The organism is Pedobacter sp. ASV28, assembly GCF_016428855.1.
In the GTDB taxonomy this organism is placed as follows: domain Bacteria; phylum Bacteroidota; class Bacteroidia; order Sphingobacteriales; family Sphingobacteriaceae; genus Pedobacter.
The window spans coordinates 1-13,715 of record NZ_JAELTN010000007.1; the positions used below are offsets into that span (position 1 = coordinate 1).

General features: G+C 33.6%; 10 protein-coding genes. 3 read left to right on the forward strand and 7 right to left on the reverse strand.

Going from position 1 to position 13,715, the window contains the following annotated elements:
* Positions 1–988: S41 family peptidase (locus JHD79_RS03760; protein ID WP_199117866.1), on the reverse strand; the 988-nt coding region annotated here is incomplete at its 3' end.
* 139 nt (positions 989–1,127) lie between these two features.
* Positions 1,128–2,120: a quinolinate synthase NadA gene (nadA, locus tag JHD79_RS03765; RefSeq protein ID WP_199117867.1), complete on the reverse strand. Its 993-nt coding sequence runs from the start codon at positions 2,118–2,120 to the stop codon at positions 1,128–1,130.
* 446 nt (positions 2,121–2,566) lie between these two features.
* Between nadA and nadB the strand changes: the two genes are divergently transcribed.
* Together nadB and JHD79_RS03775 are read left to right on the forward strand one after the other, a co-directional pair.
* Positions 2,567–4,153, forward strand: coding sequence for an L-aspartate oxidase (gene nadB / locus JHD79_RS03770; RefSeq protein WP_199117868.1), 1,587 nt, complete (start codon positions 2,567–2,569; stop codon positions 4,151–4,153).
* A gap of 49 nt (positions 4,154–4,202) precedes the next feature.
* Positions 4,203–4,712, forward strand: coding sequence for a gamma carbonic anhydrase family protein (locus JHD79_RS03775; protein ID WP_199117869.1), 510 nt, complete (start codon positions 4,203–4,205; stop codon positions 4,710–4,712).
* 4 nt (positions 4,713–4,716) lie between these two features.
* On the opposite strand, the gene JHD79_RS03780 is transcribed toward JHD79_RS03775, so the two are convergent.
* The 4 genes from JHD79_RS03780 to JHD79_RS03795 all read right to left on the reverse strand — a co-directional run bounded on the left by JHD79_RS03780 (position 4,717) and on the right by JHD79_RS03795 (position 11,483).
* Positions 4,717–6,324: an Ig-like domain-containing domain gene (locus JHD79_RS03780; protein ID WP_233164550.1), complete on the reverse strand. Its 1,608-nt coding sequence runs from the start codon at positions 6,322–6,324 to the stop codon at positions 4,717–4,719.
* A 205-nt stretch (positions 6,325–6,529) separates the two neighbouring features.
* The gene (gene mnmG, locus JHD79_RS03785; protein ID WP_199117871.1) at positions 6,530–8,392 is read right to left on the reverse strand and encodes a tRNA uridine-5-carboxymethylaminomethyl(34) synthesis enzyme MnmG; all 1,863 of its coding nucleotides are present in this window, start codon (positions 8,390–8,392) and stop codon (positions 6,530–6,532) included.
* Between the two features lie 81 nt (positions 8,393–8,473).
* A complete protein-coding gene (locus JHD79_RS03790) occupies positions 8,474–10,336 on the reverse strand; it encodes an ABC-F family ATP-binding cassette domain-containing protein (RefSeq protein WP_199117872.1) in 1,863 nt (620 codons plus the stop codon).
* 460 nt (positions 10,337–10,796) lie between these two features.
* The gene (locus JHD79_RS03795) at positions 10,797–11,483 is read right to left on the reverse strand and encodes an MCP four helix bundle domain-containing protein (RefSeq protein ID WP_199117873.1); all 687 of its coding nucleotides are present in this window, start codon (positions 11,481–11,483) and stop codon (positions 10,797–10,799) included.
* A 140-nt stretch (positions 11,484–11,623) separates the two neighbouring features.
* Here JHD79_RS03795 and JHD79_RS03800 point away from each other — a divergent pair, with 140 nt between their 5' ends.
* Positions 11,624–12,937, forward strand: a complete 1,314-nt coding sequence (locus JHD79_RS03800; protein ID WP_199117874.1) for a TlpA disulfide reductase family protein — start codon at positions 11,624–11,626, stop codon at positions 12,935–12,937.
* A gap of 76 nt (positions 12,938–13,013) precedes the next feature.
* Here the strand turns inward: JHD79_RS03800 and JHD79_RS03805 are convergent, their stop codons facing one another.
* On the reverse strand, positions 13,014–13,646 hold the full coding sequence (locus JHD79_RS03805; protein ID WP_199117875.1) for a GIN domain-containing protein: 633 nt from the start codon (positions 13,644–13,646) through the stop codon (positions 13,014–13,016).
* Positions 13,647–13,715 lie beyond the last annotated feature (69 nt).

Sequence of the window (13,715 nt, forward strand, 5' to 3'; positions counted from 1 at the left end):
AACGCAGGTCTCGTGGGCTCGGAGATGTGTATAAGAGACAGCTACTATATTTATCTGCACTAAAACTACCATTGTTAACTGGTTTTGCTAAATAAACAAAATCTTTGTCGGTTAAATATGAAAATAAAGCCAAACTAGCACTCAAAGTCCCTCCCGGATTATTTCTAATGTCGATTATTAAATTTTTACTTTTAGCCAATGAAATACTATCAAAACATTGTTTATAAAAAAGTGGAAAATTAGCTGTTGGTATAGAAAAGCTCTTTATTTTTAAATAAGCAATATCTTTTTGTTGATCTAAGAATTTGAAATCAAGCTGATATTCGTCATTAACTTTTTTACCTCTGTGTTTTAGAAAATCTGTAGGCTTTTTTATTGGGGCTTTAACTATCTTTTTTGCCGTATCCAATTTTTTTTTGGCTTCATTCTCCTTTTTCTTGTCGTAAAACGAAATATAGGCATTCACAACTGTACTATCTAATTTGAATTTGATAGCAGCACTATCTTGCTCAGAAAAATAAATTTTATACAGCTGTGGAAAAGAACGCTCTATTCTCTTATTCTTCGATAAAGAATTATAACCATCATAAGTAAAGCCAGCTGAAATAATATTGAAAATATCTTTAGTTGCCAATCCATCAATCTCTAAAATTTCAGTACCGGTCTTGATGCTTTTATTTTTACTTTTATTGTTTATAACTATTAATTTACCATCAAAAACAGCATAGCTAAACTGGTGAAGTGGATAAATTTTATTTTTTATCGCCTCTCTTTTCTTCTTGTCTTTTTGTATAACCGATGGATAGGTTAAAGCCGTATGCCCACACCTAATAGCAGCAACAACAGGTGCCAATTTCTGATATAACTGTGCTGTGGTTAGTGGTTTATTAATGGCTTTCTTTAAACTGTCAAACTTATAATCAAGGTTTTTTTTAGAAATATACCAATACAAACCTGGATGACCATCTTTTAAAATCTGATGTGCCAAGTCAATATCTTGTTGTAAAGCCTGTATGCTATGCTTTTTTTCTGTAATGGTAAAATTATGCTCCTTTATAGAAGAACATGCCCCTAATAGGCCAGTACTTACGAACAATAAATTTATAAAAAAGCGCCTTTTTATCATGCTATAAACCTAACTGTGCTGATATTTCCAACATTCTTTCGATGGGCTTTCTCGCATCTTTTATGATATGTTCGGGAACTGTAACTTCAGGCAATCCATTTTTTATACATAGGTATAATTTTTCTAAGGTATTACGTTTCATGTATGGACAATCATTGCAAGCACAGCTATTGTTAGGTGGAGCTGGTATGAATGTTTTTCCTGGATTAGCTTTTTCCATTTGGTGAATAATACCACTTTCTGTAGCTACAATAAACTCGGTAGCATCACTATTAATGGAATATTTCAACAAGCCAGTGGTAGATCCAATATAATCGGCCATTTGTAATACTGCTTCTTCACATTCTGGATGTGCAATAAATTTGGCATTCGGATGTCGCTCTTTCAATTTGGTGATTTTTTCTCTAGAGAAAATTTCATGTACCATACAGGCACCATTCCACAATACTAAATCCCTTCCGGTCTTTTTGGCTACCCAAGCACCTAAATTTTTATCAGGACCAAAGATGATTTTCTGATCTTTAGGCAAACTTTCCACAATTTGTACGGCATTTGTTGAGGTACAAACAATATCGCTCAAAGCTTTTAGTTCCGCAGTACAATTTACATAGGTAATTACCAAATGGTCTGGATATTTTTCTTTAAACTTTTTAAACAAATGTGGTGGACAACTATCGGCCAAAGAACAACCTGCTTTTAAATCGGGCAATAAAACCTTCTTTTCAGGCGATAAAATCTTTGCTGTTTCCGCCATAAAATGTACTCCGGCAAATACAATTACATCTGCCTCCGTTTTAGCTGCTTCCTGAGACAGTCCCAAACTATCGCCAATATAATCTGCAATATCTTGTATATCAGGATCTTGGTAATAGTGAGCTAGTATAATGGCATTCTTTTCCTTTTTTAGCTTTTCTATTTCCTCAAACAAATCCAAAGTTGGATCTATCTTTTCTTCTACATATCCTTTTCTATTGAGTTCTTCTAAAATTTCCATTACTATGCTTTTAGGCGTCCATTAATTTTTGGTAAAGATACACAGCTTTCAACGTTTCAATAAAATATAATTATTTAATATAAATAGATTCTTATTGTTTATTAAGATGTTGGTAGTGTGCAAAAGTTATCAGCTAAAATCTTGTAAAATGAGTTTTCCTATAGTTACCAACATTTTTAATGATCTTTTATTTTAAACTTCTACTGATTTTCAATGTTATACTTTTTACGTGATTAAATTATCAATAGTAAAATGTGCATTGTTAGTAATGTGGTTAAAAGTTGATAAACTATACAAAAGTGCTTAAAATTATGTAAAAGATTGTTTCAATTTTCCGTTTTTACCTTAGCTTTAAACATTCAAAAATAGTTGTTATGATAATTTATACATTCAATTCACATACTTGTTAACTTTATCAACATACTTGTTTTATATTTATTAATTTAATGAAAAAGGTTGACTTTTTAGTAATAGGATCTGGTATAGCAGGGCTGAGTTTTGCACTAAAGGCTGCTAAGTATGGTAAGGTATTGATAGTTACAAAATCTAATGAAGATGAATCCAATACCAAATATGCACAAGGAGGGGTTGCCGTAGTTGTTGATAAGGCAGATTCCTTTGAAAAACATATTCACGATACCTTAATAGCAGGAGATGGTTTGTGCGATGAAAACATTGTGGAAATTGTAGTAAAAGAAGGGCCTGAACGTATTCAGGAAATAATAGATTATGGTATAAATTTCGATAAAAATAACGCTGGTGTATTTGATTTAGCGAAGGAGGGAGGACATTCAGAACATAGGGTACTTCATTATAAGGACATTACGGGCTATGAAATTGAAAGTGTTTTATTGAAGCAGATCCATCAAAATGAGAATATTGAGATATTAACACACTACTTCTGCCTAGAGCTAATTACTCAACATCATCTTGGTATACATGTGGATAAAAGTAGCAAAGATATCAACTGTTATGGTATATATGCCTTTAACACAGAACTTAACGATGTGGAAAAGATAGTGGCAAATGTTACGGTAATGGCAAGTGGTGGAGCTGGGCATATTTATGCAAATACCACAAACCCAGTGATAGCCACTGGTGATGGAATGGCTATGGTATATAGGGCTAAAGGAAAAATAAGGAATATGGAGTTTATCCAATTTCATCCTACAGCTTTGTACCATCCAGGTGAATACCCGTCTTTTTTAATTTCTGAAGCGGTAAGAGGTTTTGGTGGGGTATTGCGGAGAAGAAATGGTGAAGAGTTTATGTATGAATATGACTCCAGAGGCTCTTTGGCTCCTCGTGATATCGTAGCTCGCGCCATAGATAATGAAATGAAGAAATCTGGAGATGATTTTGTTTATTTGGATATAACTATGCGTAAGAAATCAGACATTCTTACCCATTTTCCTAACATTTATGCCAAATGTCTATCTATTGGCATAGATATGACCAAAGACTTTATTCCAGTTACTCCGGCATGTCATTATATGTGTGGCGGAATATTGGTAGATGAATTTGGCAGATCATCGATCAATAATCTATATGCTTGTGGCGAAGTATCATCTACAGGATTGCATGGTGCTAATCGTTTAGCTTCCAATTCTTTACTAGAAGCAACGGTATTTGCACATCGCATATTTTTATCGGCGATAGAGCGTTACCAAAATAATATAATACCTGATAATATCCCAGATTGGAATGATAAAGGGGTGATCCAATCGAATGAAGATATATTGGTTACGCATAATTTAAGGGAAACCCAAAAGATTATGAGCGATTATGTGGGAATAGTACGTTCTGATTTTAGATTGGATAGGGCACTGCGCAGGTTATATCTCTTGTATGAAGAAACAGAAGAATTTTATAAGAATAATAAGGTATCGGTTAAGCTTTGTGAATTAAGAAATGTTATTCAGGTAGCTTATTTGGTTATAAAATCTGCTATTGCACGTAAAGAGAGTAGGGGATTGCATTATACTACAGATCATCCTGATCATTCTGAAGAATTAGTAGATACCATTATCTAGTTATCAGTTTTCAAGTCTAATATATTTAATACTATATAATTAATAAAAAATGCCAATAATATTACCTGTTAAAGGAGTGGACCCACAATTTGGAAGTGATTGTTTTATAGCGCCAAATGCTACAATTGTTGGCGATGTTAAAGTTGGAAGAAACTGTTCAATTTGGTTCAATGCCGTGATTAGGGGAGATGTAAATAGCATAATCATTGGTAATGAAAGTAATATTCAAGATGGAGCAGTAATTCACGCTACCTATCTAAAAGCAGCTACACATATTGGAAATAGGGTATCTGTTGGACATAATGCTATTGTTCATGGTTGTTTGGTAAAAGATCATGTATTGATAGGCATGGGTGCCATTGTAATGGATCATGCTGTAATTGAAGAGTATTGTATTATAGCAGCAGGTTCGGTAGTATTAGAAAATACGGTATGTGAAAGCGGATATCTATATGCAGGAACTCCGGCAAAAAAAATAAAGCCCATTAGCATTGAGCAACGGGCCTTATTAAATAAATTACCAGATAACTATATCATGTACGCAGGTTGGTTTAATTAATACTTTACCTGGGCTGGATTTTCGGTTTATTTTCTGGTACCGGTTTTGGCTTTTGAACTACTGGTAGGGGCTTTAAAGGTATTTTTATAATTTCTTCTCTAGCCCAATTTGCTCTTATGGATTGTTCTTTTGGCTCATACCATATAGGCTCAGGTTGTATTCCTTGTTTTACATTTCCGGTATCCCATATCCCATTTTTATTTTCATCATAAACAATCCTTGCAAAATATATACCTGCTTTATAATTAGCTAATGTAATTTTGGTATTCCTAAGAATAGGATAGCTAGAAATGACTTCTTTTTCTTTATTGACAATTTGAAGAATGTAATTTTTTGAAGTATCTGGAGTTTCTACACTCAAAGTTAATGTACCGTAATCTAAAGGCTGACCTAAGGTAAACGTTTTTTTAATTTCCTTATTTTTAGCATCGAATATAGCAGTTACGGCATTTTCTTTAAAGGTAAGAATATAGTCTTCTTTCGGTTTCCACTTATATTTGAGATGGTATTTTAAAAAATCTAGGCTATCTTTTGTTAGGGTAAAACCTTTTCTTGGTATGCTGTCTTCCAATAACATAATTTTACTTTCATCAATACTTTTTATCGGTAGATTAAAATGAACGATTAAGTCCCTATTTGGATTAAGTACACCATTTTCTAGGTTATCTGAAATGGCTATTACCCTATTATAGGTATCTTTTTTACCCCTATTAAACTTAATGGTATCTAAGGTTTTACCCTGATTTTTTAAGGCTATTTTAACAGAATCAAAAGAAAAATTGTCCAACCAAAGAGATAAACTATCCCCATTTTTGCTGAATTTGAATAATTTACCTTTATCAATATTAGCAGGTTCTATAATGGAGATTTCTGGTTGATTGAGCTTTTGATTAAAACTTATGAATATGCTCCCATCATTGTTTAGTTTTTTATCTACTACCCTAAAATTATCGGCTATTTCCTTGAATATTTTTAGGTCTATGCTATCTACATTTTTATTTAATACAATGGGATCTTTAATGAAGCCTATTTCATCGCTTGCTTGTTGATAAATCCTGTCGCCATTTTTTTCTTTTAAGGCATATATTTTATAAGTATCTTTTTTAATATTATTTAATTTAAAATTTCCGCTACTATCTGTTAACGTAAAAATAGAAGGTTTTTTTTTGCCAAATAAACTGTCCCTACTAAGAGGAAATATAAATACGGTGGCTTCAATTTCTGGTTCGCCGCTCAAAGCGTTGGTTACATGACCAGTTATAGTCAATGAGTCGAGAGTTGGGCCTGTGGCAAAAACATAGGTAAAATTTTTGAGCTGGTTTCCTTCATTAATATCTACAATGGATTTACCAAAATTTAAAGTATAAGTTGTATTTTGTTCTAAGCTATCGGGAAGATTTATTTCTAGCCGTTTAAGTTTAGCTTTTAGTTCTGGCGCTTTTTCCAATTCCGGTGAAATGGAAAATTCTTTAAACTCATTATTCAACTTTATATATTCATCAAATTCTATGGTTATTTTTTTTGCCTTAAAATTGGTGCTTAAATTTTCTGGCGTCATTTTTAAAACTTTAGGAGGAGTAGTGTCTCTTGGTCCGCCTTCAGGACTTTTCATTGATGCACAGCCATAAATAAATATCGCTACTATTAATAATAGCCGAAAATTTATAAAAAATGTGTGTTTACCGTTTTTAGCCATTTATAAGCTTTTTATTTAATTTTTACCTTTTCTGGATTAATACCATTAAAAAATGAAGATCGTTGCAGAGAACGCTTTATTTTAATTGATTTTATTTTTTATTTAACTTATTTATAATCAGTTATTTAGCAATATGAACCATTAAAACTGAGATATCTGAAGGCGAAACCCCGGAAATTCTTGAAGCTTGACCTAAAGTTCTGGGTTTGATCTTCAATAATTTTTCTCTAGCCTCTTTCGAGAGCGAAACTAATTTATTGTAATCAAAATCTGGATTAATGGAGCGGTCTTCCATTTTCTGCATTTTGTTTACAATCTCATTTTCTTTTTCAAAATAACTTTCATATTTGATTTTTATTTCGGCTTGTTCTATAGTTTCTTTATCAAAGTTATTTAATAACTCGTTAAAATTATTACTTACCGTTCTAATATCATTAATGTTCACTTGGGGGCGGCTCAATACGTTAAATAATTTAACATTTTGCGTCAGGGCTGCTGTACCTAGTTGTTCTAATAATTGATTTGCTTCGGTCATTTCAATTCCCTGCTTTTTGGTAAATGCTACTATGGCATCAGAATTTTCTATTTTCTGATTGACCTTGCTTAACCTTTCATCACTTACCAATCCAAGTTGGTGGGCAATAGGGGTAAGGCGTATATCTGCATTGTCTTGCCTAAGTAATAAACGATGTTCCGCTCTTGAAGTAAACATTCTATAAGGTTCTTCGGTTCCTTTTGTGACCAGATCATCTATTAAAACCCCTATATAGGATTCTGAGCGTTTCATAATCAGTTCATGTTGATCATTTACTTTTTGATGGGCATTTATTCCTGCTATAAACCCTTGACTAGCAGCTTCTTCGTATCCTGTAGTGCCATTAATTTGACCAGCAAAGAATAAATTACTGATTAATTTGGTTTCAAGCGTTAAGGATAGCTGGGTAGGAGGGAAATAATCATATTCTATGGCATAACCTGGTCTGAACATTTTCGCATTTTCAAATCCTGGTATCTGAGTTAGCGCTTTATATTGTACATCTTCGGGTAGCGAAGTAGAAAAGCCGTTTACATAAATTTCACAAGTATGCCAACCTTCTGGTTCTACAAATATTTGGTGTCTTTCCCTTTCTGCAAACCGGTTTATTTTGTCTTCTATTGATGGGCAATATCGAGGACCCAATCCTTTTATTCTGCCGGTGAACATAGGTGATTTTTCAAAACCTTCTTTTAAGGTTTCATGTACTTTTTCATTAGTATAAGTAATCCAGCAACAACGTTGTTCATTTGGAAGGGCTACATCAGTATAGGAAAATCTACCTCTTTCTTCATCGCCCCATTGTTCCTCCATTAAGGTATAATTTAAGGAGCGTCCATCTACTCTTGGAGGAGTACCGGTTTTCATTCGGCCAGCTTCAAAGCCGAGTTCAACCAATTGCTCCGTTAATCCTGTAGCCGATTTTTCACCTGTTCGACCACCACCCATCTTTTTTTCCCCAATATGGATAATACCATTTAAAAAAGTACCATTGGTTAATACCACGGATTTACCTTTTATTTCTATACCCAAATTAGTTTTTACCCCTACTACTGTATTGTTTTTGATTAATAAGGAACTGACCATTTCTTGCCAAAAATCTATATTTGGTGTGCTTTCCAAGGCTAGTCTCCATTCTTCGGCAAAACGTTTTCTGTCATTCTGTGTGCGTGGACTCCACATGGCAGGGCCCTTTGATTTATTTAACATACGGAATTGGATGGTGGTTTTGTCGGCTATTATACCAGAATAACCACCCATGGCATCAATTTCTCTTACTATTTGTCCTTTTGCTACACCGCCCATCGCTGGGTTACAACTCATTTGTGCAATGGTTTCCATATTCATGGTGACCAATAGTACAGATGATCCCAAATTTGCTGCCGCCGCCGCTGCCTCACAGCCCGCATGACCAGCACCAACTACTATAACATCGTATTCTTTAAACATATTTATGGTGTGTTTCACGTGAAACACGTTATTGTTTTTATCCTGTTTTCAGTTGTTCCACGTGAAACAACTGAAAAAAAATTAATTTTGTTTGTCTGAGAGCGCTATCCAACGTTCCATTACAGTTTCGTTTTCCTGATTTAGAATTTCTATTTGCTTGGATAGTTCTTCTATCTTTTTGTAATTACTGCTTTCTATATTGTTTAATTCAACCGTTAGCATTGCAATTTTTTTTTCGCTGTCGGCCAGCTGTTTTTCTAAATTATCAAATTCAGTTTGTTCTTTGAAGGATAATTTTTTAGAAATGGTATTGGGTTTAGGGTCTTCTGTTTTTTGTTTTTTTGTAGAGTTTTCTTTTTCCTGCTCTACGCTGTTTCTGTATTCTGAATAATTTCCATTAAAAATCCTTACTTCTCCATTGCCTTCCATAATGAATAATTGTTCACTCATTTTATCTAATAGATACCTGTCGTGCGATACTAACATTAATACACCAGGGAAATTTTCTAGAAATTCTTCTAGCACATTTAGGGTATCTATATCGAGATCATTAGTAGGTTCATCTAAAATAAGGAAATTAGGGTTTTGCATTAAGACCTTCATCAAATGTAAACGTTTCTTTTCTCCGCCACTTAATTTCTCTACCAAACCGTGCTGTTTTTTGGGAGGGAACAAAAAAAGTGTAAGTAGGGCAGAGGCAGAGATGGTTTGCCCATCTGCCATTTTAATATATTCGGCATCCGATTTTACAATATCTATTACCCTTTCTTTTTCATTGAAACTTAATCCACCTTGTTTATAATAACCATATTTTGTAGTATCTCCTATATCTACTACGCCTTTCAACGGAACTAAATTACCTGTGATGATATTAAGCAAGGTAGATTTTCCAGTGCCATTTTTTCCTGCTAACCCAATTCTATCACCTTTTTTAAAAGTATAACTAAAATTGTTAAGGATGTGTTTTGCGTCAAAAGATTGTTCAATATTATCTAGTTCGAGAATCTTATTTCCTTGGCGCGACATTTTTACATTTAATGTGACCTTTTGATTGTCCGTTCTTTGTTTGGTTTTTTCCTCTAAATTATAAAAGGAATCAATTCTAGATTGAGATTTTGTTGTCCTTGCTGCTGGCATTCTTCTCATCCATTCCAGTTCTTTTTTCAACAGATTTTTATTTTTTTGGAACGTACTTTCGTCTGCAGCTTCTCTTTCTGCTTTTTTCTCTAAAAAGTAAGCATAATTTCCATTGTATGTATAGGTTTTTCCCCTATCTAATTCTACAATAGTGTTACATACATTGTCTAAAAAGTATCTATCATGGGTCACTAACAAGATGGTTTTGTTTCCAGTGGTCAATAATTTTTCTAACCATTCTATGGTATCAATGTCCAAATGGTTAGTAGGCTCATCTAAAACATATATTTCTGGATCTTCAATTAATAGTTTAGCTAAAGCAAGTCTTTTCTTCTGACCACCAGATAAGGTATGTATTTTTTGCTGGAGTTGGTTGATGCCCATCCTGCTTAAAATAGTCTTTATCTCATGTTCATATTCCCAAGCATTATGTTCGCTTAATTCTTCATATAAACGATTGAGCTTCTTTTCATCAGGATTAGATAGTTCAATTAATTCTTCATATTCTTTTATGAGCTGTTGCTGCTTGTTTTCAAGCGAGAAAATAAAATCACTTATAGAATATCCATCGGGGAAAGTAGGTTCTTGATCTAAGAAGCCTATTTTAACCAATTTGTTTTTAACGATCTTTCCTTCTAAAGGGACAAAGCGTTCAGCCAATAATTTTAAAAGTGTACTTTTTCCCGCTCCGTTAATCCCTACCAGCGCAACGCGTTGTCCGGCATTAATACCAAGGGTTAAGTTTTTAAATAGCCATTCTTCGTGGTAGGCGTGGCCAAGGCCTTCTGCTGCAATTAATGTACTCAAGGTGTTTCTAACAATTTATTTAATCAAAAATTACTGCAAAAGTACGGAATATTAACTGTTAATGGCTTGATGATAGCAGATTAGTTAAAGCGACTTTATTTATTCTTGCTAAATGATGACGCTCTGAAGCAGTGGATAATTCGCCCGGATGATAGGCTTTTGAAGTTGTTGCAATTGGCTTATTATCGAATGGTATGAGGTCAGGTTATTTGGATTGATACAGCATAGAATCAGGAACATTCTTTCACGATATTTCTGAATAGCTGTGATTTGAACATTTGCCAAGTTTTATTGGATCTTGTTAGTTGGAATTCTTAAGGCTAGTTTTGCTGATGTTCCAAAAAAACATAGCATAAAAAACTTTTTAAGGGCTCAAATAAGATTTGTCTTTGTTGCCCTCATTCAATGATGGGACTCCATGGTTTCTAAAAAGCTTTCTTTCACTGCTTGGACAGGATGGCTAATTCAAGTTATACTTGTCATTCCTAATATTCATTACATTGGAAGCAAATACAATGGATACGATTAAAATACCTATGATGATAGCCAATACAAGTTGCATATTTGAATAGAGGTTGGTGCCAGATACTATCTTTTGTGATTCGTTTTTTAATTCTTCACCAACTGTGGTTTGAATTTTTGTAAGCTGAGACAATAAGGTCGAAATACCCAAGAACGATTGGTCAAATGTATTTTCATACATTTTTCTTAATGTAGTTTTGGAAAATGAATTTGCGTTAATTAAAATGTTTTTTTCCAGGACTTTATTTTCCAACAATTTAACCTTTAATTCAGTTAGTCGGTTCTTCTCGTTTTTAACCAGGAAGGTTTTTTCATACTTGGTGAGTAAAGTATCTATTTCACGATCACAAGCCCTTAGCTTTTCATTTAGTTGGTTTGTTGTGAGCTTATTATTGTCGCTATAGATAAAGGTTTCGAGTAGTAAACGTTTTGTATATAGTTTTTCCGAAATGTAAAAAATGTCGGTAGCAGGAACCAAGCGATCATTATATAGGGAAGAAAAGGCTTTTTCCATGTTTTTGATGCTTCTATCTTCTAATAGCCTAATTAAAATGGTACAAGCCATAATGCAGAATAACAATAAGGCTATTTTGGTTTTTTGTTTGATAGAATAAGAAAATTTCATAGTTATGGCTTAAGTTGAATAAAACAAAATAGGCTAAATATAAGAAAAAATGAAAGCATTGGTTGCTTTATAACCATGATTTGGCAATTACTAAAAATCTAGTTAATATTGAATAAACTAGACGACTAAAACTTAATGCAATGAAAAGTTTATTTTACAGCATTTGCCTGATTTTATTGACAAGTTTTCAAAGTCAAGCTCAAAAATCAGAAGAGGCAGTGATTAAGATTAAAATTGCCCCAAAAACCTTTGTTAAACTCTACCATGCTGATCAACAGTTTGAAAAGGTTACAGAGACATTTGCCAATTCGGGCATACAAGAGCAATATATAGAAAAAAACATAGTGCTTAATCAACCTACAATTTTCAAGTATCAAGGAGAAAAAGGAAAGGACATTTATAACCATGAATTCTTGGTTAACCCAAAGGACACGCTCTATTTTGTTTTTGATAAAGGCCGACTTTCAGTCGATCAGCGGGTTGCACAAATGAAGTTTATTGATGAGCAGTTTAACTTTAATTTTGGAAGCTCTGGCAATATCACCAACAATGTTGTACATAAGAAGAACCTTCGTCTTATCGATAGCCTAAGGAATAAGGGTGTATTAGACAGGAATCGTAAACATCAGCTCAAATTGTTCGTTAAATTGAAATATTATGTTTGGGCGAGCAGCCAGGCGCTTAAATCCAATGCAGATGCGCAACAATTAGCTTTTTTATTTACCGAATCGGAATCGAAAATAGATAGATTTAAAACCATCAATACCCTAGATCTTTTGGATTTGTATAGAAATGTAATGGTTTTTAAGATGCGTAAAAATTATGGGATCTCTCTTTCCGACCTCATCAGAATAACAATGGCCAATGACCAAACGGCCTTGGGCAAGGCCCTTATAAGTAAGGAACTTAATGATTATAAGCAAAAAAACTCACCTGAATATTTAAATGCCATTAGGTATTTGGGCACTAGCAATTATGCGGGTATTAATACACTTCAAAGGGAACTATTGGCAAAACCATTGCTAAATGGCGATGGTAAAAAAGGAAATCTACAGCTAGAATTAGACCAGGTACCAGAAAATGGTTTATTGGTACTTGACTTTTGGGCCAGTTGGTGCGTTCCCTGTATCCGTGAGTTTCCTAGTTTGAAAGAGCAAAAGGAAAAACTTTCTGGCTTGCCCATTAGGTTTGTACCCATCAGTATAGATGTAGATAAGAACAATCAAGCTTGGTTAGAGAGAGCTAAACAATACGACTATCTTTTCGAAAAGAAAAACTACAGGATCTTAGATGAACATAGAAAGACTTTCGAAACTTTTTTCAAGCTTACAGAGATACCCAGATATATTGTTTTAGATAAAAATGGCAATATTATCGATGGAAATCTGAGCAGACCTTCCCAGTCAGCCTTTGCTAAGTCACTTATAAATTATGTAAAAAAGGTGGCCCTATAACTAAAAAAAGAAAGCGGACATCCATCCGCTTTTCATTAACTAAAACTAAACTAAATTTATATGTGTATTATGAATTTTAAAAGGTTAGCAAAGCATCTGCAGTAGGCAATTCATTCACTACTGTTGCTTTTTTTGCCATCACTTGGTTTTTAGATTGAATACTCGAACTTTCTGCAGTAAACTTGTCCATGTTCAGTGTGGCAACGCTACCAATTACGGCATTGTAATCGCTACTTGATCCTGATATGGTTAGATTGGCCTGACCACTTACATTTGTAGAAAGGTCAATGGTATTAGTATTTAAATTCGCTTTTGCACGATCTTTTAAAGTGATTGCCAAACTAAGGGTGCTAAACTTACCATCAGTTTTTACTATGGCATTATCAGCTACTGTAATTTCGGTTAGGCTATTCGCATAAACCACAACCGTAAGTGTTTCCTTGTCGAAAGAACTAATTCTTAACTCATCATTTTTTTGCTGTACCAAGGCATTTTTCGAATAATAGTTATCATAAACCTTAACGCTTTCTGTTGGACTTTGAATCAAAATCACTTCTACATTCCCAGAAACATTTAATTTGCTGATGTTTTTAATCGCTGTTAATACGGTTACCTTGTTCGCTTCTTTACCATTTGAAATGCTTGTAGCACCTAGGCTAATGATTACTGTTAAAATGATTGCTAATAAATTTTTGATAGCGCTTTTCATGTTATTTTATTTTAAAAATCTTTAATTATTATTATTTCTTTTTCCCTGTTTTTAAACGGGTTACATACA